Below are 25,288 nucleotides of genomic sequence, written 5' to 3'. Positions count from 1 at the left end.
CTCCCGTCGTCGTTTCCTCCCTGCCCCCGTCTCAGCTCTGCTTGGCGAGATCGTAGGCGCCCAGGCCGGGCTTGTAGGTCTTGTCGTCGATGAACTGCTTGATGCCCTCCTTGCGACCGTCGTTGTCGTAGGAATTGGCGGCCTCCTGGGCCCGGACCAGGTAGTCCTCGGCGTTGTCGTAGGTCATTTCCTTGACCCGGCGGACGGCGTCCTTGGTCGCCTTCAGGGCCACGGGGTTCTTCTTAAGCAGCACCTCGGCCAGCTCGCGCACCCGCGCCTCCAGGCGCTCCAGCGGCACGCTTTCATTGACCAGGCGCCAGGCGGCGGCCTTCTGGCCGTCGATCAGCTCGCCGGTCATGGCGTGGTACATGGCGTCGCGCAGCGGCATCAGGTCGACCACCACCTTGGTGGCGCCGCCGCCCGGCAGAATGCCCCAGTTGATTTCCGACAGGGCGAACTGGGCCTCGTCGGCCGCGATCGCCAGGTCGCAGGAGTAGAGCGGGCCATAGCCGCCGCCGAAGCACCAGCCATTGACCATGGCGATGGTCGGCTTCTGGTACCAGCGCAGACGCCGCCACCAGCCGTAGGACTCGCGCTGGGCTTGGCGGGTGGCGCCAAGGCCCTTGGCTTCGGTCTCGCGGAAATATTCCTTCAGGTCCATGCCCGCGGACCAGGCCGATCCCTCGCCCGTCAGGACCAGCACGCCGACGTCGTCGCGGAACTCCAGCTCGTCCAGCACCTCCATCATGCGGCGGTTCAGGGTGGGGCTCATGCAGTTGCGCTTGTCGGGGCGGTTGAACTTCACCCAGGCGATGCGGTTCTCGACCCGGAAGGTTGCAGTGTCGTTAGCGTCGGTCATGGGCGTTCCTTGGAGTTCGAAGCGGGTGACGCGAGGCGTCGAATGATATCGTCAGATCGGGAAATGGCCGGGTTGGGTCTCGACCGTGATCCAGCGCAGCTCGGTAAAGGCGTCGATGCCGGCCTTTCCGCCGAAGCGGCCGTAGCCCGAGGCCTTGACGCCGCCGAACGGCATCTGCGCCTCGTCGTGGACGGTCGGACCGTTGACGTGGCAGATGCCCGACTGGATCCGCCGCGCCACCTTCAGGCCGCGGGCGACGTCGCGCGTGAAGACCGAAGCGGACAGGCCGTATTCGGTGTCGTTGGCCAAGGCGATGGCGTGCTCCTCGTCGCGGGCGCGGATCACGCCGACCACGGGACCGAAGCTCTCCTCGCGGAACAGCCGCATGGCGGGCGTGACCTTGTCGACGACCGTGGCGGGCATCAGCACGCCCTGAGCCGGACCACCGCTGACCTGGACCGCGCCGGCGCTCACAGCGTCGGCCACCAAGCCCTGGACGTGCGTGACGGTCTTCAGGTCGACCACCGCGCCGAGCGGCGTCTTGCCTTCGCGCGGGTCGCCGACCGCGAGGCTGGAAGCCTTGGCGGCGAACTTCTCGACGAAGGCGTCGGCGATGGCGTCGACGACGATGATCCGCTCCGTCGACATGCAGATCTGGCCCTGGTTCATGAAGGCGCCGAAGGCGGCGGCCTTGACGGCCTCGTCCAGGTCGGCGTCTTCCAGCACGACCAGCGGGGCCTTGCCGCCCAGTTCCAGCAGCACGGGCTTAAGGTGCTCGGCCGCACGCTTGGCGATGATCTTGCCCACTGCGGTCGAGCCGGTGAAATTGATCCGCCGCACCGCTGGGTGATCGATCAGGGCGCCGACCACCTCGGCCGCATCCTGGGGCGCGTTGGTGACGATCGACAGCGCGCCCTCGGGCAGGCCGGCGGCCGTGAAGGCCTCGGCGATCAGGCCATGGGTGCGGGGGCAGCTTTCGGAAGCCTTCAGCACGACGGTGTTGCCGCACGCCAGGGGCGTCGCCACCGCGCGGACGCCCAGGATGATCGGCGCGTTCCATGGCGCGATGCCCAGGATGACGCCGACCGGTTCGCGCACGGCCATGGCCAGGCAGCCCGGCTTGTCGGACGGAATCACCTCGCCGTTGATCTGGGTGGTCAGCGCCGCGGCCTCGCGGACCATCGAGGCGGCCAGCATCAGGTTGAACCGCGCCCAGCCCTCGGTGGCGCCGATCTCGCCCATCATCGCGGCGACGAAGTCGTCGGCCCGCGCCTCCAGGGCCCCAGCCGCCTTGGACAGCAAGGCGCGGCGGGCGTTAGGGCCCAATGCGCTCCAAGTCGGCAAGGCGGCATGAGCGGCGTCGACGGCCGCGCGCGCTTGATCGGCGGTCATGGCGATGGATGTCGTGGCGACCGCGCCAGTGACGGGGTCGAGGCGTTCGAAGACGGCCTGGGTCGAGCTCATGGTCGTTCCTTCCCTTGGCGCGACAGCACCTTACGGCGCCGTTTATTTGTACGCTCGCCATTTTGTACGCCAAGCAAACAATGTACGCAAGTCGTGGCTTGGGCGCGAGCCGTCGTTAGCCGATCGAAGAGGCGTGAGCCGCCCGTTCGGCCCGATAGCGCTTGGGCGAAACCCCTTCGGCCTTGGCGAAGAAGCGCGAGAAATAGGCGGGGTCCTCGAAGCCCAGGTGATAGGCGACCTCCGCGACCGTCATGTTCGAGTACAGCAGCGCGCGCTTGGCCTCCAGCAACAGCCGATCCTGCACCAGCCGCAGTGGCGAGGCGCCCGCCGCCCGCAGGCAGGCGGCGCGAAGGCGCGCCACCGCCACGCCAAGTCGCCCGGCATAGGTTTCAATGGGCAAGCCCTCGCGATAGTGCGCCTCGACCAGTTCGCGGAACCGGGCGACCAGCGTGACATGCCCGCCCTGCAGGGCGGGTGCGGCGGCCTCGTCCCGAACCAGCCTCCGCAGGACCTCGACCAGGATGGTCAGCAGATGTCCCTCGACGGCCGCGCCGCCGGCAGGAGCGGTCCAGACCAGTTCTCGCGACAACTCGCCCAGCGAGGACGCAATCCCGGATGCCGCATCGAGCGGCAACTGACGCGGCGCCCGGAACAGGTTTGCGAACGCCGGCTCGCGGGCGGTCAGGTCGCGTAGATAACTGTCGGCGATCGTCAGCACCGATCCAGCCGTCTCGACCTCGTAGGCAAAGCCGTGCGCTCGGCCCGAAGGGACCAGCACCAGGCAGGGCGCGGCGAAGGCGATGGTGTCGCCATCCACGTCCATGACGCCGCCTCCGGCCGCGATGTGGAACACATGGTTGAGATCCGCGTGCGCGTGAGCGCGGATGTTCCAGTCGTTGGGCCTGGTGCGATCGTCCAACTCTTCGAGATGGATGAACTTGCCCTCCACCGTCCGAAGGGGTTCACCGAAGAGGAAAAAGCTCGGAACGGTGGGACCTTGAGCCAAGTTCGATACTCCACAGCGGCGTTGGTTCGCTCGCGCGCCCGATCGAAAAGTCCAACTTTTGTGATGCTCTGTCCATCCCCATGGCGCAGCGTCGAGGTCAACCTTGTCCGCAAGTCGCGGGAAGCGGCGTCAGGGCGGAGAGCTCCATCGTGCGAACCCAGGTCGCCATCATCGGCGCGGGCCCGGCCGGGCTGTTCCTCGGCCACTTGCTGACACAGGCCGGGATTGACGCGGTGATCCTGGAGCGCAAGGACCGCCCCTATGTCGAGGGCCGCGTGCGCGCTGGCGTGCTGGAGCGGGTCACCGTCGACCTGATGGACCGTCTGGGCGTCGGCGACCGGATGCGGCGCGAGGGTCTCGTCCATGCCGGAACCAATCTCGCCAGCGACGGCGAGATGTTTCGCATCGACATGGCCGAACTGACCGGCGGCTCGACCGTGATGGTCTACGGCCAGCAGGAGGTGATGAAGGACCTGTTCGACGCCGCCGAGCAGCGCGACCTGCGGATCGTATTCGACGCCGACGAGGTCCAGCTGCACCACATCGACGGCGACCGGCCTCACGTCACCTGGCGCAAGGACGGCGCTGAACATCGGCTGGACTGCGATTTCATCGCCGGTTGCGATGGCTATCACGGGGTGAGCCGGGCGGCGATCCCGGCCCACGTGCTGAAGACCTTCGAGCGGGTCTACCCGTTCGGCTGGCTGGGTATCCTGACCGAAGCGCCCCCCTGCGATCACGAACTGATCTATTCCAATCACGAGCGCGGCTTCGCCCTGGCTTCGATGCGCTCGCCGACCCGCAGCCGCTACTACGTGCAGTGCTCGCTCGACGATCGCCTGGAGGACTGGCCAGACGACCGCTTCTGGGACGAGGTTTCGATCCGCCTCGGCCCCGAGGCCGCCGCGCGCATCGTTCGCGCCCCCTCATTCGAGAAGTCGATCGCCCCCCTGCGCAGCTTCGTCTCCGAGCCCATGCGGTACGGCCACTTGTTCCTGGCCGGCGACGCCGCCCACATCGTGCCGCCCACCGGCGCCAAGGGCATGAACCTTGCGGTCTCCGACGTAATCATGCTGTCCGAGGCCCTGGTCGAGCACTACCACGAGCGCTCCAAAGCCGGGATCGACGGCTATTCGGCCCGCGCCCTGGCCCGGGTCTGGAAGGCGGAGCGGTTTTCCTGGTGGTTCACCAGCCTGACCCACCGCTTCCCCGACCGCGACGGCTTCGACCGCAAGATGCAGATCGCCGAACTCGCCTATATCAAGGGCTCGCGCGCCGCCCAGGTGACGCTGGCCGAGAACTATGTCGGCCTTCCCCTGGTCTAGAAGGCTCTGGAGCGTTCCATGAAGAACAAGATCTACGAGAGCGCCGCGGCCGCCCTGGAGGGCGTGGTCTTCGACGGCATGACCCTGATGTCGGGCGGCTTTGGCCTGTCGGGCAATCCGGAGACCCTGATACCCGCCTTGAAGGACACGGGCGTCAAGAACCTGACCGTGATCAGCAACAACTGCGGAGCCGACGGCTTCGGCCTGTGGATGCTGCTGAACAACGGCCAGATCAGGAAGATGATTTCCAGCTATGTCGGCGAGAACAAACTGTTCGAGCAGCTCTATCTGTCGGGCCAGTTGGCGCTGGAGCTGAACCCGCAGGGCACCTTGGCCGAGCGCATCCGCGCCGGCGGCGCCGGCATCCCGGCCTTCTACACCAAGACCGGCGTGGGCACGGTGGTGGCCGAGGGCAAGCCGGTCGAGGACTTCGAGGGCGAGACCTATGTGCGCGAGACCTGGCTGCGGGCCGACCTCGCCATCATCAAGGCCTGGAAGGCCGATCCGGAAGGCAATCTGATGTTCCGGATGACCGCCCGCAACTTCAACCCGGTGATGGCCACGGCTGGCAAGGTCACCATCGTCGAGGTCGAGGAGATCGTCGCGGCCGGCGAGCTGGACGCCAACAGCATCCACACGCCGGGCATCTATGTCGATCGGATCATCCTGAGCACGATCAACGAAAAGCGGATCGAGAAGCTGACCACCCGTCCTCGCGAAACGGAGACCGTCTGATGGCCTGGACCCGCGACGAGATGGCGGCCCGCGCCGCGCGCGAGCTGCAGGACGGCTTCTACGTGAACCTGGGCATCGGAATTCCGACCCTGGTGGCCAACCACATTCCCGAGGGCGTGCACGTCACGCTCCAGTCCGAGAACGGCATGCTGGGCATGGGCCCGTTCCCGTACGAGGGCGAGGCCGATCCGGACCTGATCAACGCCGGCAAGCAGACCATCACCAAGCTGCCGACCTCGAGCTTCTTCGACAGCGCCCAGAGCTTCGCCATGATCCGCGGCGGCCATATCGATCTTACGGTCCTGGGCGCCATGGAAGTGGCCCAGAACGGCGACATCGCCAACTGGACCATCCCCGGCAAGATGGTGAAGGGCATGGGCGGGGCCATGGACCTGGTGGCCGGCGTCAAGCGGGTGATCGTGGTCATGGACCACGCCAACAAGGCCGGTGAGAGCAAGATCCTTGAGCGCTGCGCCCTGCCCCTGACCGGCGCCGGCTGTGTCGACATGGTGATCACCGACCTGTGCGTCTTCGACCTGGAGCGACGGGGACCCACGGGGGAGAAAAGCCTGAAACTCATTGAACTGGCGCCAAACGTTCGTTTGGATGAGGTGCGGGCGAAGACCCGCGCCGCCTTCGATCCGGGAGCCTTCCAATGACCACGGCCTATCTCTGCGACGGTATCCGCACACCCATCGGCCGCTATGGCGGGGCGCTCGCCAAGGTGCGGGCCGACGACCTGGCGGCCATCCCGCTGAGGGCCCTGGCCGCACGCAACCCCAACCTCGACCTCGCCACTATCGACGAAGTGGTGCTGGGCTGCGCCAACCAGGCCGGCGAGGACAACCGCAACGTCGCCCGCATGGCCCTGCTGCTCGCGGGCTTCCCCGTCGAGGTCCCGGGCGTCACGGTCAACCGGCTGTGCGCCTCGGGCCTGGAGGCGATCGGCTACGCCGCCCGCGCCATCGCCTCGGGCCACAACGACCTGCTGATCGCCGGCGGCGTCGAGAGCATGAGCCGCGCGCCGTTCGTGATGGGCAAGGCCGACAGCGCCTTCTCGCGAAATGCCGGGATCTTCGACACCACGATCGGCTGGCGCTTCGTCAATCCCGCCATGCGCAAGGCCTATGGCGTGGATTCCATGCCCGAGACCGCCGAAAACGTCGTGGCGGACCATGGCGTCAGCCGCGAGGATCAGGACGCCTTCGCCCTGCGTAGCCAGCAGCGCGCCGCCGCCGCCCAAGCCAGCGGCTTCCTGGCCGGCGAGATCGCCCCGGTCGAGATCCCCGGCAAGACCGGCCCCACCATCGTCGACCGCGACGAGCACCCGCGCGAGACCACGATCGAAGCGCTGGCCAAGCTGAAGCCCGTCGTCCGCGAGGGCGGCACGATCACCGCCGGCAACGCCTCCGGCGTCAACGACGGTGCGGTGGCCCTGGTCATCGCCTCCGAGGGCGCCGTCAAGCGTCACGGCCTGACCCCACGCGCCCGCATCACCGGCTACACCGCCGCCGGCGTGCCGCCGCGCGTCATGGGGGTCGGCCCGGTCCCCGCCGTTCGCAAGCTGTTGGCCAAGACCGGCCTCTCGATCGGCGACTTCGACACCATCGAGCTGAACGAGGCGTTCGCCGCCCAGGGCTTGGCGGTCCTGCGCCAGCTGGGCCTGCCTGACGACGGCGCCCATGTGAACCCGAACGGCGGCGCCATCGCGCTCGGCCATCCCCTGGGGGCTTCGGGCGCGCGGCTGGTCCTGACCGCCCTACGCCAGCTGGAGGCCACCGGCGGCAAGCGCGGCCTGGCCACGCTCTGCATCGGTGTCGGCCAGGGCGCGGCCCTCGCCTTCGAGCGCGTCTAGGAAACCTTGATGAGCCAGAGCTTCAAACGCGAGGACGCCAGCCAGCCGCCGTCGCTGCATGCGCCCTACGCCTCGACCGTCCCGCGTTCACCGCGCCAGCCCCTGGTCAGGATCCCGCACACCTTGACGGAGACGACCGGCCCCGCCAACGCCTGGTCGCGCCTGATGGGCGGGGCGCTGGCGGACCTGACGACCCAGCACAAGGCCATGCCCCAGGGCCAGAGGATCATCGTCTCGGGTCGCGTCCTGGACGAGGACGGCCGCCCCGTCCCCAACACCGTGGTGGAGATCTGGCAGGCCAACGCCGCCGGGCGCTACATCCACAAGAAGGACCAGTGGGACGCCCCGCTGGACCCCAACTTCACCGGCGCGGGCCGCGTGATCACCGACGACGAGGGCCGCTACCAGTTCGTCAGCGTCCGGCCGGGGGCCTATCCGTGGGGCAACCACCACAACGCCTGGCGGCCGGCGCACATCCACCTGTCGCTGCTGGGACCGGCCTTCGCCACGCGGCTGGTTACCCAGATGTACTTCCCCGACGATCCGCTGATCGAGATCGACCCGATCGCCAACGCCGTTCCCCTGCCCTATCGCCAGCGCCTGGTCTCGCGTTTCGACATCGAGACCACGCAGCCCAACTGGGCCCTGGGCTACCTGTTCGACGTGGTGCTGCGCGGCCGGGACGGGACGCCGTTCGAGGACGACCACCATGATTGACCAGGTCAATCCCGCCCCGCGCCGCGACAACCAGGATCCGGCCCTGTTCGGCCAGACCCCCTCCCAGACCGTGGGCCCCTTCTTCCACTACGGCCTGCCCTGGAAGGGCTGCGCCGACCTGATCGGCGACAGCGACATCGGCGCGCGGCCGGAGCTGTTCCCGGTCGAGCACTATGTGCTGGCCTCTCCGAGCGCCAAGGGCGAGGTCGAGGGCGAGCCGATCGTCATCGAGGGCGTGGTGCTGGACGCCGACGGCAAGGTCGTGCCCGACGCCATGATCGAGATCTGGCAGGCTGACGCGGCCGGTCGCTATGTCGATGGATCCGGCGACATCGGCTTCATCGGCTGGGGCCGCGCCTCGACCGGCGAGGACGGCGTCTATCGCTTCCTCACCATTCGCCCCGGCCGCGTCGACGCCCGCCAGGCGCCGCACATCGCCGTCAGCGTCTTCGGGCGCGGCGTGATCAAGCGGCTGGCGACGCGGCTCTATTTCGAGGACGAGGCCGCCAACGCCGCCGACCCGATCCTGGCCCTGGTTCCCGCCGAGCGCCGTGAGACTCTGATCGCCTGCAAGGCCGGCGCGGTTTGGCGCTTCGACATCGTCTTGCAAGGCGACCGCGAAACCGTCTTCTTCGACATCTGAGGCTGAAAGGGAGTCGCCGTCTTGAGCTGTCTGCTGCGCGACCGTCCGGCCTCGACGCTCGAAATGCTGACCGCGTTCGGCGACGAGGCCCTGTTGCGGGCGGCCCTGTCGTTCGAGGCCATGCTAGCCCGAGCCCAGGCGGAGGCAGGCTTGATCTCGCGCGTCGCGGCCGAGACGATCACGGCCGCCTGCGCCGAGCTTCCGGACGTCGACGGCCTGGCCGAAGCCGCGTCCCACGCCGGAACCCTAGCGATCCCGCTGATCGCGCTGATCCGCGAACGGATCCCAGATCCCGACGTCGCCAAGCTGGTCCACAAGGGCGCGACCAGCCAGGATCTGGCCGACACGGCCTTGATGCTGCAGGCCAAGGTCGGCGCCGCCTTGGTGGTCCGAGACGCCCGACGTCTCGCCGACGCCTTGGCGGTCCTTGCCGAGCGGCATGAGGCCACGCCCATGCTGGGCCGAACGCTGCTACAGGCCGCCCAGCCCATCACCTTCGGCCTCAAGGTCGCCGGCTGGCTGCAGGGCGTGGCCGGCGCCTTGGCCCGCTTCGAGCGGGAGACCGCCGCCATCCAGCTGCAACTGGGCGGGGCGACAGGCTCGCTGGCCGGCCTGGACGGTCTAGCCCAGGACGTCACCGAACGCCTGGCCGCCCTGCTTGGCCTGCCCGCGGCCGAAACGCCATGGCACGCCCGCCGCGAAGGCCTGGCGGGCCTGGCCTCCAGCCTCGCCATCCTGACCGGCGCGGTCGGCAAGATCGCCGGCGACATCACGCTGCTGGCCCAGACCGAGGTCTCCGAGGCCTTCGAACCCAAGGTCGCCGGACGCGGCGGCTCCTCGGCCATGGCCCACAAGCGTAATCCCACCGGCTGTCAGGTCGCGCTCTCGGCCGCGATTCGCGCGCCGCATCTGGCTGCGACCATCGTGGCCGCCCTGCCCCAGCAGCACGAGCGCGGGCTGGGCGGCTGGCAGGCCGAGGGCCCCGTTCTGGCCGAGTTGTTCGAACTGACCCACGGCGCTGTGGCGGCGATGGCCGTCGTCGTCGAGGGTCTGGACATCGATACGGGCCGCATGGCCGCCAATCTGACGGCGGCGCGGATTGGCGCCGACACCGGCGAGTCCGTGGCCCTGGTCAGCCGGGCCCTCACCGCCTACCGAAAGGACCGCTGATGCCCTTCGCCCTCTCGCAAGGCGCCCGGATCTACTGGCGGGCAGACGGCGCGGCCGACAAGCCCGTCCTGGTGCTGCTGAACTCGATCGGCTGCGACCTCTCGCTGTACGACCTGGTCGTGCCGATGCTGACGCCCGACTTCCGCGTCCTGCGCATCGACACCCGCGGCCACGGCGCCTCGGACGCGCCGGCCGGCGACTACAGCCTCGACCTCCTGGCCGACGACGTGCTGGCGGTGATGGACGCTGCGGGCGCGGCCAAGGCGTCGATCTGCGGCACCTCGCTGGGCGCGATGATCGCCATGGCGCTCGCGCCGAAGGCCCCTGAACGGGTCGAGGCCCTGGTGCTGGCCTGCACCTCGCCGGCGATGGATCCCTCGACCTGGGACCAGCGCCTGGCCCTGATCCGCGCCGAGGGGCTCTCCGCCATCGTCGAGGCGGTGATGGGCCGCTTCTTCTCCGACGCTTTCCGCGCCAAGCATCCTGAGGTGGTCGAAACCGTCCGCACGGGCATGCTGGCCCAGAACCCCGATGGCTATTGCGGTTGCGGGGCGGCGATCCGGGACATGGCCCTGCTGGAGGCCCTGCCAGCCATCTCCGCGCCGACCCTGGTTCTCACCGGAGCCAAGGACATGGCGACACCGTTCGAAGGCCATGCCGAACGGATCGTCTCAGCCATCCCGGGCGCCCGTCACGCCGTGGTCGAGGGCGCCCATCTGCCCAGCCTGGAGGCTCCGGCCGCCCTTGCCGGCGCGGTGCGCGGCTTCCTGGCCGAGGTTCTCCACGGAACCGCCGTTCGCGACGCCAAGGACGTCCTGTTCGAAGCGGGTCTGGTCACGCGACGCAAGGTGCTGGGCGACGCCTGGGTCGACAAGTCGTTGGCCAAGCGCACGGCGTTCACCGCCGACTACCAGGCGATGATCACCCGCTACGCCTGGAACGAGATCTGGGGCCGCCCCGGCTTGGACCATCGCACGCGCCGGCTGCTGGTGCTGGCGATCTGCGCCAGTTTGGCCCGTTGGGAAGAATTCCGCCTCCACGTCCGCGCCGGCCTGGAACAGGGCGGCTTCACCCAGGACGAGCTGAAGGAGGTGCTGATGCAGATCGCCATCTATGCCGGCGTGCCCGCCGCCAACACCGCCTTCACCGAAGCGGCCGAGGTGATAGCCAAGCTCGGCTGATCTGAACGAACACCAACCCGATCGGGCCGCAGAGTTCGACGTCGAGGAAACACCAGGAGACCCGATGACCATTGGCGAACAATCCGCGTCCCGGGCCAAGGGCGGCCTCATCACCGTCGCGGTCTGCTGCCTTCTGGCGCTGTTCGAGGGGTTCGACCTCCAGGCCGCCGGCGTCGCCGCGCCGCGCCTGGCCCCCGACCTCCACCTGAAACCCGAGGATCTCGGCTGGTTCTTCAGCATCAGCACCTTCGGCCTGATGGCGGGCGCCGCGATCGGCGGGCGGCTGTCCGACTATTTCGGCCGCAAGGCCACGCTGCTCGTGTCGGTGGCGGCGTTCGGCATACTGTCGATCGCCACGGGCCTGGCTCATGATCTGAACAGCCTGTTGCTGGCCCGTTTCCTGACCGGGGTGGGCCTGGGCGGCGCCCTGCCCAACCTGATCGCCATCGTGGCCGAAAGCGTTTCACCCAAGCTGCGTGGACGCGCCGTCGGCTTCCTCTATGCGGGCATGCCCTGCGGCGGCGCCATGGCCAGCCTCGTGAGCCTGGCCGGGGCGCATCCCTCGGACTGGCGCATGATCTTCTTCGTCGGTGGCGTCGGACCGCTGCTGGCCCTGCTGCTGGCCTTGGCCCTGCTGCCCAATTCTCCCAAGGCCCAGGTCGCCACCGTCGGCGACCAGAAGTCGGGCTTCGTCGAGGCCCTCACCGGCGACGGCCGAGGCCTCACCACCCTGCTCCTGTGGACCGCGTTCTTCCTGGCCCTGCTGATCATGTACCTGCTGCTCAGCTGGCTGCCGTCCCTGCTGATCGGGCGAGGCCTGAGCCGCCCCGACGCCGGGCTCATCCAGATGGCGTTCAACCTGGCGGGCGCGGCCGGCAGCGTCGCCACGGGCTGGCTGATGGATCACCGCCGCTGGCGCACGCTGACGATCCTGGGCGCGTTCGGCGCATCGGCCGCGGCGGTGACGGTGGCGGCCGGCGCGCCGGCCTCGCTGGCGGTGTTCCTCGTGGTCGGCGCGGCGTTGGGCGCCACCGTGTCGGGGGTGCAGTCGGTGGTCTATGGCCTTGCGCCGGGCTTCTATCCCGCCCGCCTGCGCGGCACGGGCGTTGGCGCGGGCGTGGTCATGGGACGGCTCGGCTCAGCGGCGGGCCCCCTGCTGGCCGCGGCTCTGATCGGGGCCGGCGGATCCTCCAACCAGGTGCTGCTGGCGCTGGTGCCGGTCATCGCCGCGGGCGGCCTGGTCAGCCTCTGGTTGGCGACCCGTCCCCGTTCGGACGACTGACCCCTCCACGGTCCACGCGCCCTCGACGCGAAATCAGAGGGCGGCGATCCGCTCCAGAGCCGCCAGCATCTGCGCCTTGTCGACGTCGCCGAGGGCGTCGAGGACTTTGCGGTCGTGCTGGGCGTGCGCGATCTTGGCCTCCTGCAGCAGCGCCTCGCCCTCTTTCGTCAGGGACAGGGCGTAGGCGCGGCGGTCGCCCTGCACCGGCCCCCGCCGCACCAGCCCACGGGCCTCGAGCTGGTCGATTATGGTCACCAGGTTGGGACGCTGGATACGCAGCACTTCGCCGATGGCGCGCTGCTGCAGGCCGGGCGTGGCTTCGATGACCAGCAGGACGGAAAGATCGGTGACGCGCAGGTCGAACGGTTTCAGCGCGGCCAGCAGATCCTTGAAGACCGCAACCTGAGCCAGGCGCAGCAGGAATCCGACCGTGGTCTCCAGGCCGCCCAGCGAGACGGACTCGATGGTTTCCTTGCGCCCGCTCGCCTCGATCATCCGGCTCTTTCCCGTCATTTCCATCCTCGTACCACGCCGCGCGGATTCGCGGCGGCGACGCCAGCCGCCGCCAGTGGCCATCGCGCAACAGCGTTCTTCGAATGGACGCCAGCCTGCTCATCAATGATTGTATGTGGCATACAATCATGATCTGAAATAGTTAGTACTCATAACAAAATGCGCGTGCCGGCGGACACCTCGGGATCCGTCGGGAAAAATCGACGTATGAGGAGGAAACTGATGCCCAGGAATAAGAAGACTTCCGGCCGCCTGCGCGCCGGAGGGTTGCTGATCTGCGCCGCCGCCGGGGTCCAGGCGGTCGCGTCGCCCGCCTTCGCCCAGAACGCCGCCCAGGCCGAAACGCCCGCCGTCCAGATCGAGGAAGTGGTCGTCACCGCCCGCCGGCGCGAGGAGCGGCTGCAGGACACCCCCGTGGCCGTCACCGCCCTCGCCGGCGAGGCGCTGGAAAGCCGGGGCGTCGAGAGCGTCGACCAGATCGCCAAGTTCGCCCCGAGCATCCGTTTCGACGGCGCGGCGGCGCTGAGCGGCGGCAACTACAACGCCACCGTCTTCATCCGGGGCGTGGGCCAGAACGACTTCGCCATCTTCAGCGACCCCGGCGTGGGGGTCTATGTCGACGGCGTCTACTACGCCCGCTCGATCGGCGGCACGCTGGACGCCTTCGACGTCAGCCGTATTGAGGTGCTGCGTGGCCCGCAGGGCACGCTGTTTGGCAAGAACACCATCGGCGGCGCGGTCATCATCACCACGGACCAGCCGAAGGACGAGTTCGGCGGCAAGATCGAGGGGGTGACGGGCAGCTACGACCGGCTGGACGTCAAGGGTCACGTGGATATACCGCTCGGCGAGAAGGTCGCGGTTCGGCTTTCGGCGGCCCGCCTGACCCGCGACGGCTATGGCAAGCGCCTGCTGACCGGCGACGACCTGGGCGACCGCAACGCCACCGCCGCCCGCGCCCAGCTGCGCTGGGAAGCCTCCGACGCGGTGACCGTCAGCCTGTCCGCCGACTATACGCGAGCGCGTGAACACTCCGCGCCGCAGAAACTGCTGGTGATCGGCGCCGTCCCCGGCTTCGCGGTCGGGCCGTTCATGGCCAACTTCAACACCTATGTCGCGCCCGGCCTGGGGATCACCGCGCCGAACGGGGCCAGGACGCTGAACACGTCGTTCCTGACCGACAGCCCGTTCACGACCTACGGCACGGGCCCCAATATCAACGATCTGGACCTGTGGGGCGGCTCGGCGACGGTGGACTGGAACCTGGGCGAGATCAGCTTCAAGAGCATCACGGCCGTGCGCGGCCTGAAAGCGACCTTCGCCCGCGATGGCGACAACACGCCCTTCACGTTCCGTGAAACGTTCAATCACGACGTCCAGGCCCAATACAGCCAGGAATTCCAGCTCAGCGGCCTGTCGTTCGGCGAGCGCCTGACCTGGGTGACCGGGGCCTACGTCTTCCAGGAGCGCGGCACCGATTCAGGCTACGCCAAGCTGGCGCTCGGCCTGGCGCCGGGAGCGTCGCCGCCCCCCTACAGCCCGTCGGCGGCGGTTTACACCAAGGTGACCAGCACCACCTACGCGCTGTTCGCCCAAGGCAGCCTGAGCCTGACCGATCGCCTCAGCGCCACGGTCGGCGCCCGCTATAACCGGGACGAGAAGGACTACGTACTCGACCACCGCCGCATCCGCGACGGCGGCGTGATCGCCCAGGTCAGGCCAGGCGGATCCTGGAACTCGTTCACCCCCAAGGTCGGCCTGGAGTTCAAGGCCACGCCTGACGTGCTGCTCTACGCCTCGGTCGGCAAGGGCTTCAAGAGCGGCGGCTTCAACGCCCGGCCGCTCAACGACGCCAGCGAGGTCACCGAGTACCAACCCGAAACCCTGCTGACCTACGAGGCGGGCGCCAAGACCGCCTGGCTGGACCGCCGTCTGATCCTCAACGTCGCCGGCTATTTCAGCGATTACCAGGACATCCAGGTCACGGTGAACCAGACGCCGCGCAACTTCGTGGCCAACGCCGCGGCGGGCGAGGTCAAGGGCGTCGAGGTCGAACTGCAGGCCAAGCCGACCGCCAACTGGAGCTTCAATTTCGGCGGCGGCTACATGGACGCCAAATATACCGAGGTCGGCTCCGGCCTGGCGGCGGGGCAGGTGCTGCCGATCACCCTGGCCACCCACTTCGTCAAGGCGCCCAAGTGGACGCTGAACGGCGGCGTCGAATACGGCCGCGAACTGCCGGGGGGTGGTCGCCTGACCGCCCGGGTCGACTGGACGCGCTACAGCACCGTCTACAACGACGTGGCCAACGATCCGGACCTGACCCAGCCGGGCTACGACCTGTTCGGCGCACGGCTGGCCTACGCCTCGCCCGACAGGGTCTGGCAGGCGGCGCTGTTCGGCACGAACCTGTCGGACGAGCGCTACATGGTGTCGGGCAACGCTTCGAGCGGCTTTGGCCTGAAGGAGGCCAGCTTCGGCCGCCCCCGTGAATGGGGTCTCAGCTTGAGCCGCAAGTTCTGATCCTCGTCCAAGTCTTGCGCTCGCGGGCAAGCTGCTGGCGACCCCGGGCGGGATGATCCCCGCCCGGGTTCGCCGAAGGCGTTGGCCTCCCGGTTTCCCCGCCGAGGCCAGGCCGCCGGCGAGACCGACGGACTCGCAGCCCTTTCACGATCCGGCGGAACAGCGCGTCGGCGACGTCGTTTGGAAGGTGTCCCAAGAGACCGGAGCCCCCCGATGACACAGGACGATCGCCTGCGCATGCAGGATCCACGCGCGCAATACCCCAAGCCGCCCTTCCCGCCCCAACCGCAGCCGGCGCCGGGCCTGGCGGCGAAGATGCATCCTCAGCCCGACCATGGTGAGGAAAGCTATCGCGGCAGCGGAAAACTCATCGGTCGCAAGGCGCTGATCACCGGGGCGGATTCCGGGATCGGACGGGCCGCGGCCATCGCCTATGCACGCGAGGGCGCCGACGTCGCCATCGGCTACCTGCCCAGCGAAGAGAGCGATGCGCGCGAGGTGATCGCCCTGATCGAGGCCGCGGGGCGCAAGGCGATCGCTCTGCCTGGCGACATCAAGGACGAGGCCTTCTGCAAGGACCTGGTCGCCAAGGCGGTCGAGGGATTGGGCGGGCTCGACATCCTGGTCAACAACGCCGGCAAGCAGGTCAGCCGTCCCGACATCGAGGTGATCGACAGCGACCAGTTCGACCAGACCCTGAAGACCAACCTCTATGCGCTGTTCTGGATCACCCAGGCGGCCAAGCCGCACCTGCGGCCGGGGGCGGCGGTGATCAACACCGCCTCGGTGCAAGCCTACGAGCCGTCCGACACGCTGCTCGACTACGCCACCACCAAGGCCGGCATCGTGGCCTTCACCAAGGCCTTGGCCAAGCAGCTGATCAAACAGGGCGTGCGGGCCAATGTCGTCGCGCCGGGACCGTTCTGGACGGCGCTGCAGCCGAGCGGCGGTCAGACCCAGGAAAAGGTCCAGCATTTTGGCGAGCAGTCCCAGTTCGGGCGTCCGGGTCAGCCGGTGGAGATCGCCCCCGTCTACGTGCTGCTGGCCTCGCAGGAGGCCAGCTACATCACCGGCGAGGTCTACGGCGTCACCGGCGGGGCCGGCATCGCCTGATCGTCGCACTCGCAAACGCAGGCCCTTGCACGGCTCGTTCCCGACAGGGCGCGACGCTCGCCATCATCAAGGCTCAAGGGCGGCTGGAGGCAGAAACCTCTTGTCGCCCTTATGATCCTGCTCCCCTGACGGTAGCGCCGGCCGCGCCCGACGCCATCGCGACCTATGTCGGCGACGTCCGATTAGTAACGTTTGTTAGTCGCCGCAACCGATTGGACTTTCCAGTCTTTCCCCAACGCCCCGTTTTCGATTGGAGGCTCGTTCGGGTGACTGACCTATTCTACACCTCCGTCGCGCGAAGTCGCAGCGACGGGGCGACCTTCCTCGATATCGGTGAAGCCGACGCCTGCCCGGATCCGACCGCCCACGCCCTTGAGCTGCTGGAGGACCACCCCTCGTGTGATCACGTGGAAATCTGGGTCGGCGAGGCCTGCGTCGCGGTTCTCTCCAGGCAAGGCCAAACGCACGTCACGGAAGCCTAGAACCCGCCGCGTGTGCGCGGATCGCCACCGGAAACGCTGCGGCCTCGCGATCGGCTTCTTGGCGAGCCTCCAAGCGGCAACAAGCAAAAGCGAAAAGACGATCGGCCGGTTCGGCGTTTGACACGTTTCTTCTGGCCGATGCGGATAGTCATGCCTCAAGACCTCAACGCTTTGACCGACCTTCTCCACGCGCTTTCGGCGCGCAACTATGCGTTCGTCTCCCCAAACCGCTCGACCGCCCGGCGCATGTTCGAACGTCTGGATGAGCGGCCAGCCGATCTGCGCGACATCTTCGGCTGGAACCGGCCTTTCGAGATCGCCGCTCTCGATCCGGAACTCTTGGCGATCCTTCGGCGTATCGACGGCCTCGTGCAAGACGATCTCGGATGGCGGTGCACGGTTCGCGTTTCGACGGTGCACGGTGGTCTTTTTGTGCACTCGGCCTTTCCGGCCGAGGGCGTCGACGCTGTCTTCCTGGGGCCCGACACCTACAGGTTTGCAGACCTGATCGCCCGGGAACGTCCAACCGGCGGCTTACGGACGATCCTTGACGTGGGAACCGGCGCCGGCGCTGGCGGGCTCATCGCGGCGCGGCAGTCGCCCGCGGCCCGGGTCATCCTCAGCGACGTCAATCCACGAGCCCTTCGCCTGGCGCGCGCCAACGCCGCCTTCGCCGGAATTCCCGTCGAGACGCCGCTTGCCTCCGGCCTCGACGCCGCGCCGCCCGCCGTCGACCTGATCGTCTGCAATCCGCCATACATCGCCGGGGCGTCGGGGCGCGCCTACAAGGACGGCGGCGACCTGCACGGCGCGCGCCTGTCCCTGGATTGGGCGACGGCCGGCATGGAGCGGCTCTCTCCGGGCGGGCGACTGATCCTGTACACCGGCAGCGCCATCCTGCGCGGCGGAGTCGATGTCTTGCACGAACGCCTGGAAACGGCGGTCGAAGCGCGAGGCTGCTCTATGCGCTATGCTGAACTGGATCCCGACGTCTTCGGCTCGGAACTCTGCCGCCCCGCCTATGCCGACGCCGAACGGATCGCCGCGGTCGGTGCCGTGATCGATCGACCGAGCTGCGCGATATAAGAATCGCACGGCTTGCTCTAGATTTGTTTTCGCATCGCTTTTGCGGAAAACCGGCGTCCACTTTTTCGCGCGATGCTCTAGTCGGCCGGCGTCGGCTGGCCGTGGGGACGGCGCGCCCGCAGGTCGAAACCATCTCCATCGGCTAGAACGTGCAGACGAACGTCCAGCATCGAAAGGGCGCGGTCGCTTTTGGCCTCGGCTATGTTGGAGGCGGTCACCCCCTCGGCGTCGACGACATAGACGCCGCCACTGCCGATCACGGTGAAGTCGTGCCCTTCCAGCACCAAAGCCGTGTCTTCGTCTACGCCCAAACCGAGGACTCGGGGGCTCTGGGCGACCGCGCCCAGGAGGCGCCCGATACGGCCGCGTTCGGCGAAATGTTGGTCGATGATCACGTCGCGGACGAGGCCCAGCCCCGGCGCCATCTGCAGGTCGCCGATGCGATGGGTCTCGCCGCTCGAGCCGCGCACCATCATGGTGTCGCTCATCACCGAGGCCCCAGCGGAGGTGCCAGCCAGCACCCCGCCGCGATTCCAGATCTCGCGGATCCGTCGCTCGATGGGCGTGTCGCCGATCTGGCTGCTGATGCGAAGCTGGTCGCCGCCCGAGAAGAACACGCCGGTCGCGCCGTCGAGCAAGGCCAGCTTTTCGGGGTCATGGGCCTCGCCTCGATCGTCGACATAGAGCTCGCTGAGCTGCTCGACGCCCAGATCCGCGAACGCCTTCTGGTAGGATTCGAAGTAACCTTCCGGCGCGCGCGACGCGATCGTCGCCAGCACCAGCCGCCCGCCGTCCAGCCGCTCGGCCACTGCCCGCAAGATGATCTTCTCGCCTTCCTTGTCCTCATGACCGCCGATGATGATCAGCGGCCCCTTGCGACCCGGTCCCGTCAAGTCTCGTCTCCTTCGTCCTCGGTTCGCGCCACGAAGGCCCGCGGCGAGCGATCGCTGGTGGCGTGGGCTCAGGGCTTCAGCACGACCTTGACGCAGCCGTCCTTCTTGTCGCGGAAGGTCTTGTACATCTCGGGCCCGCGGCCCAGCGGCACGGTGTGGGTGACCACGAAGGTCGGGTCGATCTCGCCTTCGTCGATACGGCGCAGCAGGTCGTCGGCCCAGCGCTTCACGTGCGTCTGGCCGGTGCGCAGGGTCAGGCCCTTGTTCATGGCCGCGCCCATCGGGATCATGTTCGACAGCCCGCCATAGACGCCCGGGATCGAGACGATGCCGCCGGCCTTGCAGGCCATGATCGCTTCCCGCAGCGCGATCGGGCGTTCGGTCTCCAGCTTCAGCGCGGTCTGGACGCGGTCGACCAGCTCCAGCACGGGCGTGGGCCCGTGCGCCTCCAGGCCCACGGCGTCGATGCACTTTTCCGGCCCGTGCCCGCCGGTCATCTCCTTCAGGGTCGGGATCACCTTGGCCTGGCTTCTGTCGAGGACCTCCGCGCCCAGGCTGGCCGCCATCCGCAGCCGCTCGGGCACGTCGTCGATGGCGATCACCCGCCTGGAGCCCTGGACGAGCGCCGATTGGATCGTGAACAGCCCGACCGGGCCGCAGCCCCACACGGCCACGGTGTCGGTCGGCTGGATGTCGCAGAACTTGGCCGCCTGCCAGCCGGTCGGCAGGATGTCGCTGAGGAACAGGTACTTCTCGTCCGCTCCGCCCTTGGGAACCTTGACCACGGTGGTCGCGGCGAACGGCACGCGCATGTACTCCGCCTGCCCGCCAGCATAGCCGCCGGTGATGTGGGAGTAGCCGAACAGCCCGGCGGTGGTGTCGCCGAAGAAGGCCTTGGCCAGGTCGGCGTTGCGGTTGGTGACCTGGCAAACCGAATAGTTGCCCGCCCGGCACTGCTCGCACTCGCCGCAGATCATCTGGAACGGCACCACCACTCGGTCGCCGACCTTGAGCCCCTTGGCCCGGGCCTCGGCGCCGACCTCGACCACCTCGCCCATCGGCTCGTGGCCCATCACGTCGCCAACGCACATGGTCGGCACGAAGCCGTTCATCAGGTGCAGGTCCGAGCCGCAGATGCAGGTCGAGGTGACGCGGACGATCGCGTCCTTCGGATCCTGGATGATCGGGTCGGGCACCTCCTCGCAGCGGAGGTCCTTCTTGCCTTGCCAGCAGATCGCCTTCATGGCCGTGCTCCCTCGCAGTTGCGCTTGACGCTCGACATGCGGACAGCGGCGACGACGTCCAGCGCCGTCACGGCCAACACCACGCCGAGGGCCAGCCTGGCGTTGGCGCGCTTTGGATTGTCGCGCCGGTTCAACGATCGCAGCAGGACGATGTCGAACAGGTCGCCGGCGACCCGCGCCCACAGCACCGAAGCCTTGGTCGGGTCGGAAAACAGCGCCATGCCCGTCGCCATCTCGCGCGCCCCGAACAGGGCTTGCGTCACCTGCGGCGAACTCTTCAGCCCCAGGAAGCGATTGACGCCCTTGGGGGCCAGCAGGCCCCACAGGCCCAGACCGATGGCGTTCTGCCCCAGCATGAAGGAAACCTGGGGCGTGACGGCGGGCGCGGCGCGGACGCGGTCGGTGGCCACGGTCAGGGTCTTGCCGCCCGGCAGGCGGAAGGTCTTGGAAGGCGTCGCCGCGTCCAGCGCCGCTTCCCGGCCGGGCGTCCAGCCGCGATCTTCGCCAGCGACACGGCCTGAGTCCGCGGCCTTCTTGGGACGCGGAACAAACGAGGTGGGTTCCTGGATCGACACGGCCAACTCCTGAACAACGGTGGATCAAAAGCCCCTCACGCTCGTCTCCCGTTCCGGCAGGCAACATTTGTTGAAGCCGCCGTGCACGGTCACAGGGACAGCGTTCAGGGCCGCTCGTAGGTACCAAGGAGCAGACCCTTGGCCAGCACTCGCCCCTCCATGCCGGCCAGCACCCGCGACCAGCCGGGATGGCCGTCGAAGTTCAGTCGCTCGGCGAGGGCGAAAATCTGGAACACATAGAGGTGGGGGCCGTGTCCCCGGGGCGGATCGGGCGGCAGCCAGGCGGCCCGGAGATAGGCGTTCCGCCCCAGAACCTCGTCCAATCCCCCATGGTCCGGACTCGCGAACTGGCCCTCGGGCAAGGTCCGCAGCGTCGGCGGAAGGTCCCAGGCCAGCAGGTGGACCAGGGGCTCCGGGCTGGGCGCATCGGGGTCCTCGACCAGCAGGACCAAGGCCTTGCTGGTCGGTGGCGGAGCGCTCCACGACAAGGGCGGCGACAGTCCCTCGCCATCGGCGGTGTGGCGCGGCGGGATCGAGCCACCATCTTCGAAAGCGGGACTTTCCAGCGCGATGACGTCTTCGATCCCGGACAGGGCCGGCGTCTCGCTGGCGATCGTCTCGAAGCCAGCGCGAACACCTCGAAGGGCATGGCCCAGGCCACGTGGAATCTTCTCAAGCATTTATCGACCTCCGGCGCCGATCTTCCGGATCAGACCAACCGCCCCGCGAGCGATCGGTTCGCGCGAACGCCAATTGACGTTCAGGTCGTGGGCCTCAGGTTCCGCTGAGCCGCCAGGGCGCCTTGCGGGCGCGTCACACGCTTGCGTCATCAACGCCAGGCCTCCCGCCGCCCGGTCCCGCAGTTGCGCGTCGTCCCTAAAGTCCCGCGTGACGCCCGGTTCCGGTCATGCGCCGCAAAGCGGCCCCGGCGTCGGGGACGCCAGGGCCTTTGCCCCGCGGAAGTTTGGGACGAGGCTCGCAGGCCATCGCTTCGGCGGTGCGTAAGACTAGTGCGGATGCGTTGCTGAGGTTGCATTTCACGCCGGGCGGCCAGCCGGAGACCATCAAATGTTGGCGCGCGGGACGGCGTCACTCTCCTTTAGCGAGCAACGAGAGGTCGATGGCCGAGCCGGCACGAGGGCGGCCGTGAGCCCGCTCGCCGCGGCTTGGTCGGGGACGGAGCGCTCGTCGACGCGCTAGGTCCTCGCTCACGGTTCACCGATCCAGCGCGAAGCCGCCCGTGACAGACCTCCATCATCGCCGGCGGTTTCGCTGGCCCAGGCGACGACGCCATCTGGACGGACGAACACGGCGCCTAGGCCCAGCCGATCCGCGAGCTCGCCGGCGGCATAGGACATCCGCCCTGGCCAGCGGCGCGCGACCGACCGAAGCGGTGCGCCGGGAGCGAAGTCGAGCAGCAGGGCCTTCCCGTCGCGTAGGCGGTCGCTCGTCCTCGGGCCCTCCAAGAAAGCGAACTCGGGCACGCTCCGACCAACCAGCGGATGGTCCCCGCCGAGATCGTAGCGCAACGACGTATTCCAGACCTTCTCGGCGAAGTAGGTGGCGCCGTCGCGGGTGGCGATGAGGTCGCGGATGATGGTTTCTAGCGCACGGGTGCTCGGGGTCGGCCGCATCAGCGCCACCTGGGCGCGCGACCAATCCAGGATGCGGGCGCCCTCTGGGTGGCGTTCGGCGCCATAGCTGTCGAGCAGCCCAACGGGCGCCTCGCCGCAGATAACGGCGGCGAGCTTCCAGCCCAGGTTCATGGCGTCGCCGAGGCCGAGGTTCAGCCCCTGCCCGCCGAGCGGCGAATGGATGTGCGCAGCGTCGCCCGCCAGCAACACGCGCGCCCGGCGGTATTGCGTCGCCTGGAAGGCCCGGTCGGTCCAGGTCGTCGCCAGCTTAAGGGCGGTCAGGGTCACGTCCACGCCCGAGACCCGGCGTAGCACCGCCTGCACATGATCAGGCGTGAGCGGCTGGGTGCGATGAGCGGCGCCGCCGTCGAAATCGACCATCGCGATCACCCCAGGCCTCGCATAGGTGTACATCCCCGTCGCGGTGTAGGTTCGCCCGGGGGCGAGCGCGTCTGGATCGGCCAGTTCGACCTCGACCGAATAGCCGGTGAACTCGGGGCCCGTGCCGGCGAAGACGAAGCCGCCGGCCTTGCGCACCAGGCTGCGGCCGCCGTCGCATCCGACCAGCCATCGGCCATGCAAGCGCTCGCCCCCGGCTTGGACAGCGACTCCCTCGTCCGACTGGTCGAAGCTCTCGACTTCCAGGCCGCGCCGGATCTCGGCGCCCATGGTGGTCGCCCGCTCGGCGAGGACCGTTTCGAGAGCGTGCATGTCAACGGCCAGGGTGAGGCCCGCCGGGCTCGGCAGTCGATACCGCCAACGCGCGGTGTCGATATCCTCGTGGAAGAACTGGATGCCTGCGAAATGGCCCGCGGGGCGGCGGGGCGCCTGCATCCAGTGCGACGCGGCCTTGGCGGCGCCGGAGGACGCGTTGACGCGTTGTGCGGCTTCAATCGCGGTCAGGAGGTCGCGGCGATCGAGGGCTTCGAGCGTCGGCGCGGACAGGCCGCGCATGCCGAACGGCAGCCCCTTCAGCGGAGACCGCGGATCCGCAGCCCGTTCGAGGACCACCACGGAAACCCCGGCAAGTCTGAGCTCGCAGGCGAGGAAGAGCCCAACCGGGCCGGCGCCGGCGACAATGACGTCATGGGTGGAGGGATGATGGATAGGCATGGACACTCCTTGGTCGAAGATGTTCGACCGGAGCGTTCCTCAAGCTTGAGACCGCGCGGACGAACGACGGGCGCTCGCCAGAGCGTCCAGGGTTCGCCGTGGGGATCCCAGGCTCGAAGCCAAAGACCAGAGCTTTCGTTACCGAAAGGATTTGGGCTGACCAGACCAAATCTGCCTTTTCCGACGCCGGTTACATAGCGGGGCGGCTGTCGCGCTTCAATCAGTCCTATCGAGAAATCCGCTAAGCTCCACAAATGGATGTCGGGGGGTTCAGCGAACGGGCGGCGTTCGCATCGATGCGACCCGTTCAGGACGACCAAGCTTTGGCTGGACGAACGGTCGTCCGACACCCGGCCATGGTCGAGCCCTGGATCTTCAAGAAGGGACGGAACGGCGGGGCAGCCTCTAGCGAAGCCGCCCGCGAGCGTCTTAGTCTGGATCCATGAACGAACTTCCCGACCTGACCGCAACGGACCTTTCCCGGCTATACGCCGCCGGAGACCTTTCGCCGGTCGAGGTGACGTCGGCGGTGCTGGCGCGGATCGAGGCCTGGGAGCCGCACCTCGCCGCGACCTGGGCGCTGGACGCCGAGGCTGCGCTTGAGACGGCCCGCGCCTCCGAAACCCGCTGGCGAAGCGGCGAGGCGCTAAGCCCTCTGGACGGCGCGCCCGCCACCATCAAGGAATTGATCGCCACGCGGGGCGTACCCAAGCCGCTGGGCTCGGCCGCCTGCGACCTTGTCCCCGAACCCGTCGACGCCCCACCGGCCGCCCGGCTGCGCGAGGCCGGCGCGGTGATCCTGGCCAAGACAACCAATCCCGACTTCGGCATGCTGTCGTCGGGGCTGTCGAGCTTCCACAAACTCGCTCGCAATCCCTGGAACCTGGCCAAGACCCCCGGCGGCTCCAGCGCGGGCGCCGGATCGGCGGCGGCGGCCGGCTACGGGCCTCTCCACCTGGGCACCGACATCGGGGGCTCGATCCGCCTGCCGGCCGGCTGGTGCGGGATCTATGGCTTCAAGCCCAGCAACGGCCGCATCCCGATCGATCCACCCTATATCGGCCGCTGCGCCGGGCCGATGACCCGCACGGTCGAGGACGCGGCCCTGGCCATGACCGTGCTGTCCGCCCCCGATCGGCGGGACTATATGAGCCTGCCGCCGGCGAGCCTCGCCTGGCGCGACCTCGACATAGACCTGAGGGGCCTGCGCATCGGCTTGATGCTGGACGCCGGCGTCGGCTCGCCGGTCGAGCCGGAAGTCGCCGAAGCCGTGACCGCAGCCGCTCAAGCCTTCGAGGCGGCCGGCGCGATTGTCGAGCCGTTCGGACCTTACCTGACGCGCGAAATGCTGGACGGCCTGGATCTCTTCTGGCGCACCCGCTCGCTGAACGACCTGGACGCCCTGGGCCCAGAACGGGCCGAGCGCGCCCTGCCCTACATCCTGGCTTGGGCGAGAGCCGCTCGCGGCGCCGACGGCCTGTCGGTCTATCGCGGATTCAACCAGATCCAGCGCATGCGCGAGGCCGGCGCCAAGGCTTTCCAGCCGTTCGACTTCGTGCTCTCGCCGACCGCGCCGGCGCCCGCCTTCGACGCGCATCTGCCCTCGCCCAACAACGATCCGGCCCGGCCGTTCGAGCACATCGGCTTCACCGTGGCCTTCAACATGACCGAACAGCCGGCGGCGTCGATCAACTGCGGCTACACCGCCGAGGGCCTGCCGATCGGGCTGCAGATCGTCGGCCGGCGGTTCGACGACCTGGGCGTGCTGCGCCTGTCGCGCGCCTGGGAACGGCTTCGCCCGATCCAGCGGCCTTGGCCAGCCGCACCGTTCAACCATGGTGGAGCGCCCGCGAATTCCAGTTCGTGACGCAAAGC

The 25,288-nt window shown here is 68.5% G+C and carries 23 protein-coding genes; 14 read left to right on the top strand and 9 right to left on the bottom strand.

Annotated elements, in window-relative coordinates:
• Window positions 1-31: 31 nt before the first annotated feature.
• From ASD47_RS19740 to ASD47_RS19730, 3 genes are all read right to left on the bottom strand, one after another.
• A complete protein-coding gene (locus ASD47_RS19740) occupies window positions 32-859 on the bottom strand; it encodes a p-hydroxycinnamoyl CoA hydratase/lyase (protein WP_056760157.1) in 828 nt (275 codons plus the stop codon).
• A gap of 51 nt (window positions 860-910) precedes the next feature.
• Window positions 911-2,323 carry an aldehyde dehydrogenase gene (locus tag ASD47_RS19735; RefSeq protein WP_056760155.1) on the bottom strand — a complete coding sequence of 471 codons (1,413 nt, stop codon included), beginning with the start codon at window positions 2,321-2,323 and terminating at the stop codon, window positions 911-913.
• 115 nt (window positions 2,324-2,438) lie between these two features.
• Window positions 2,439-3,329 (bottom strand): helix-turn-helix domain-containing protein, encoded by an 891-nt coding sequence (locus tag ASD47_RS19730; RefSeq protein WP_056760153.1) that lies wholly within the window; start codon window positions 3,327-3,329, stop codon window positions 2,439-2,441.
• Between the two features lie 149 nt (window positions 3,330-3,478).
• Here ASD47_RS19730 and pobA point away from each other — a divergent pair, with 149 nt between their 5' ends.
• From pobA to mhpT, 9 genes are all read left to right on the top strand, one after another.
• On the top strand, window positions 3,479-4,654 hold the full coding sequence (gene pobA / locus ASD47_RS19725) for a 4-hydroxybenzoate 3-monooxygenase (protein WP_056760151.1): 1,176 nt from the start codon (window positions 3,479-3,481) through the stop codon (window positions 4,652-4,654).
• 6 nt (window positions 4,655-4,660) lie between these two features.
• On the top strand, window positions 4,661-5,389 hold the full coding sequence (locus ASD47_RS19720; protein WP_162251691.1) for a CoA transferase subunit A: 729 nt from the start codon (window positions 4,661-4,663) through the stop codon (window positions 5,387-5,389).
• Window positions 5,389-6,048 carry a CoA transferase subunit B gene (locus ASD47_RS19715; RefSeq protein ID WP_056760147.1) on the top strand — a complete coding sequence of 220 codons (660 nt, stop codon included), beginning with the start codon at window positions 5,389-5,391 and terminating at the stop codon, window positions 6,046-6,048. The genes ASD47_RS19720 and ASD47_RS19715 overlap by 1 nt, the downstream gene beginning before the upstream one ends.
• On the top strand, window positions 6,045-7,244 hold the full coding sequence (pcaF, locus tag ASD47_RS19710; protein ID WP_056760145.1) for a 3-oxoadipyl-CoA thiolase: 1,200 nt from the start codon (window positions 6,045-6,047) through the stop codon (window positions 7,242-7,244). The genes ASD47_RS19715 and pcaF overlap by 4 nt, the downstream gene beginning before the upstream one ends.
• Window positions 7,245-7,253: 9 nt before the next feature.
• On the top strand, window positions 7,254-7,961 hold the full coding sequence (gene pcaH / locus ASD47_RS19705) for a protocatechuate 3,4-dioxygenase subunit beta (protein WP_056760144.1): 708 nt from the start codon (window positions 7,254-7,256) through the stop codon (window positions 7,959-7,961).
• Window positions 7,954-8,604, top strand: a complete 651-nt coding sequence (gene pcaG, locus ASD47_RS19700; protein WP_056760142.1) for a protocatechuate 3,4-dioxygenase subunit alpha — start codon at window positions 7,954-7,956, stop codon at window positions 8,602-8,604. The genes pcaH and pcaG overlap by 8 nt, the downstream gene beginning before the upstream one ends.
• A gap of 21 nt (window positions 8,605-8,625) precedes the next feature.
• Window positions 8,626-9,774 carry a 3-carboxy-cis,cis-muconate cycloisomerase gene (gene pcaB, locus ASD47_RS19695; protein ID WP_056760140.1) on the top strand — a complete coding sequence of 383 codons (1,149 nt, stop codon included), beginning with the start codon at window positions 8,626-8,628 and terminating at the stop codon, window positions 9,772-9,774.
• The gene (pcaD, locus tag ASD47_RS19690; RefSeq protein ID WP_056760137.1) at window positions 9,774-10,955 is read left to right on the top strand and encodes a 3-oxoadipate enol-lactonase; all 1,182 of its coding nucleotides are present in this window, start codon (window positions 9,774-9,776) and stop codon (window positions 10,953-10,955) included. The genes pcaB and pcaD overlap by 1 nt, the downstream gene beginning before the upstream one ends.
• Window positions 10,956-11,019: 64 nt before the next feature.
• Entirely contained in the window at window positions 11,020-12,237 is a 1,218-nt protein-coding gene (gene mhpT, locus ASD47_RS19685; RefSeq protein ID WP_056760135.1) for a 3-(3-hydroxy-phenyl)propionate transporter MhpT, read from the top strand.
• Window positions 12,238-12,270: 33 nt separating this feature from the next.
• On the opposite strand, the gene ASD47_RS19680 is transcribed toward mhpT, so the two are convergent.
• On the bottom strand, window positions 12,271-12,750 hold the full coding sequence (locus ASD47_RS19680) for a MarR family winged helix-turn-helix transcriptional regulator (RefSeq protein ID WP_235525960.1): 480 nt from the start codon (window positions 12,748-12,750) through the stop codon (window positions 12,271-12,273).
• Between the two features lie 222 nt (window positions 12,751-12,972).
• Between ASD47_RS19680 and ASD47_RS19675 the strand changes: the two genes are divergently transcribed.
• The 4 genes from ASD47_RS19675 to ASD47_RS19660 all read left to right on the top strand — a co-directional run bounded on the left by ASD47_RS19675 (window position 12,973) and on the right by ASD47_RS19660 (window position 17,954).
• Complete coding sequence (locus ASD47_RS19675; RefSeq protein WP_056760130.1) at window positions 12,973-15,273, top strand: TonB-dependent receptor; 2,301 nt, start codon at window positions 12,973-12,975, stop codon at window positions 15,271-15,273.
• Window positions 15,274-15,486: 213 nt separating this feature from the next.
• Entirely contained in the window at window positions 15,487-16,386 is a 900-nt protein-coding gene (locus tag ASD47_RS19670) for an SDR family oxidoreductase (RefSeq protein WP_056760128.1), read from the top strand.
• 266 nt (window positions 16,387-16,652) lie between these two features.
• Window positions 16,653-16,868 (top strand): hypothetical protein, encoded by a 216-nt coding sequence (locus ASD47_RS19665; protein ID WP_056760125.1) that lies wholly within the window; start codon window positions 16,653-16,655, stop codon window positions 16,866-16,868.
• Between the two features lie 150 nt (window positions 16,869-17,018).
• Entirely contained in the window at window positions 17,019-17,954 is a 936-nt protein-coding gene (locus tag ASD47_RS19660; RefSeq protein WP_162251685.1) for a methyltransferase, read from the top strand.
• 77 nt (window positions 17,955-18,031) lie between these two features.
• Here ASD47_RS19660 and ASD47_RS19655 read toward each other — a convergent pair whose 3' ends face one another.
• The 5 genes from ASD47_RS19655 to ASD47_RS19635 all read right to left on the bottom strand — a co-directional run bounded on the left by ASD47_RS19655 (window position 18,032) and on the right by ASD47_RS19635 (window position 23,413).
• Entirely contained in the window at window positions 18,032-18,847 is an 816-nt protein-coding gene (locus ASD47_RS19655; RefSeq protein WP_056760120.1) for a cyanophycinase, read from the bottom strand.
• A 68-nt stretch (window positions 18,848-18,915) separates the two neighbouring features.
• Window positions 18,916-20,091, bottom strand: coding sequence for a zinc-dependent alcohol dehydrogenase (locus ASD47_RS19650; protein ID WP_056760118.1), 1,176 nt, complete (start codon window positions 20,089-20,091; stop codon window positions 18,916-18,918).
• The gene (locus tag ASD47_RS19645) at window positions 20,088-20,666 is read right to left on the bottom strand and encodes a hypothetical protein (protein ID WP_156402327.1); all 579 of its coding nucleotides are present in this window, start codon (window positions 20,664-20,666) and stop codon (window positions 20,088-20,090) included. The genes ASD47_RS19650 and ASD47_RS19645 overlap by 4 nt, the downstream gene beginning before the upstream one ends.
• A 104-nt stretch (window positions 20,667-20,770) precedes the next feature.
• The gene (locus ASD47_RS19640) at window positions 20,771-21,346 is read right to left on the bottom strand and encodes a YbhB/YbcL family Raf kinase inhibitor-like protein (RefSeq protein WP_056760113.1); all 576 of its coding nucleotides are present in this window, start codon (window positions 21,344-21,346) and stop codon (window positions 20,771-20,773) included.
• A gap of 528 nt (window positions 21,347-21,874) precedes the next feature.
• Window positions 21,875-23,413: an FAD-dependent monooxygenase gene (locus ASD47_RS19635; protein ID WP_056760110.1), complete on the bottom strand. Its 1,539-nt coding sequence runs from the start codon at window positions 23,411-23,413 to the stop codon at window positions 21,875-21,877.
• A 442-nt stretch (window positions 23,414-23,855) separates the two neighbouring features.
• Here ASD47_RS19635 and ASD47_RS19630 point away from each other — a divergent pair, with 442 nt between their 5' ends.
• On the top strand, window positions 23,856-25,280 hold the full coding sequence (locus ASD47_RS19630; protein WP_056760109.1) for an amidase: 1,425 nt from the start codon (window positions 23,856-23,858) through the stop codon (window positions 25,278-25,280).
• The last annotated feature ends 8 nt before the right edge of the window (window positions 25,281-25,288 follow it).

Origin of the sequence: Caulobacter sp. Root1472 (assembly GCF_001426985.1) — a bacterium.
GTDB lineage: Bacteria > Pseudomonadota > Alphaproteobacteria > Caulobacterales > Caulobacteraceae > Caulobacter > Caulobacter rhizosphaerae.
This window is presented reverse-complemented; position numbering and strand designations above follow the sequence as displayed.

Excerpts from the sequence above, each read along its gene's own strand:
- ASD47_RS19740 (WP_056760157.1), bottom strand. The coding sequence starts at position 859 with ATGACCGACGCTAACGACACTGCAACCTTCCGGGTCGAGAACCGCATC.
- ASD47_RS19735 (WP_056760155.1), bottom strand. The coding sequence starts at position 2,323 with ATGAGCTCGACCCAGGCCGTCTTCGAACGCCTCGACCCCGTCACTGGC.
- ASD47_RS19715 (WP_056760147.1), top strand. The coding sequence starts at position 5,389 with ATGGCCTGGACCCGCGACGAGATGGCGGCCCGCGCCGCGCGCGAGCTG.
- pcaF (WP_056760145.1), top strand. The coding sequence starts at position 6,045 with ATGACCACGGCCTATCTCTGCGACGGTATCCGCACACCCATCGGCCGC.
- pcaH (WP_056760144.1), top strand. The coding sequence starts at position 7,254 with ATGAGCCAGAGCTTCAAACGCGAGGACGCCAGCCAGCCGCCGTCGCTG.
- pcaG (WP_056760142.1), top strand. The coding sequence starts at position 7,954 with ATGATTGACCAGGTCAATCCCGCCCCGCGCCGCGACAACCAGGATCCG.
- pcaD (WP_056760137.1), top strand. The coding sequence starts at position 9,774 with ATGCCCTTCGCCCTCTCGCAAGGCGCCCGGATCTACTGGCGGGCAGAC.
- mhpT (WP_056760135.1), top strand. The coding sequence starts at position 11,020 with ATGACCATTGGCGAACAATCCGCGTCCCGGGCCAAGGGCGGCCTCATC.
- ASD47_RS19680 (WP_235525960.1), bottom strand. The coding sequence starts at position 12,750 with ATGACGGGAAAGAGCCGGATGATCGAGGCGAGCGGGCGCAAGGAAACC.
- ASD47_RS19675 (WP_056760130.1), top strand. The coding sequence starts at position 12,973 with ATGCCCAGGAATAAGAAGACTTCCGGCCGCCTGCGCGCCGGAGGGTTG.
- ASD47_RS19670 (WP_056760128.1), top strand. The coding sequence starts at position 15,487 with ATGACACAGGACGATCGCCTGCGCATGCAGGATCCACGCGCGCAATAC.
- ASD47_RS19660 (WP_162251685.1), top strand. The coding sequence starts at position 17,019 with ATGCCTCAAGACCTCAACGCTTTGACCGACCTTCTCCACGCGCTTTCG.
- ASD47_RS19650 (WP_056760118.1), bottom strand. The coding sequence starts at position 20,091 with ATGAAGGCGATCTGCTGGCAAGGCAAGAAGGACCTCCGCTGCGAGGAG.
- ASD47_RS19640 (WP_056760113.1), bottom strand. The coding sequence starts at position 21,346 with ATGCTTGAGAAGATTCCACGTGGCCTGGGCCATGCCCTTCGAGGTGTT.
- ASD47_RS19635 (WP_056760110.1), bottom strand. The coding sequence starts at position 23,413 with ATGCCTATCCATCATCCCTCCACCCATGACGTCATTGTCGCCGGCGCC.
- ASD47_RS19630 (WP_056760109.1), top strand. The coding sequence starts at position 23,856 with ATGAACGAACTTCCCGACCTGACCGCAACGGACCTTTCCCGGCTATAC.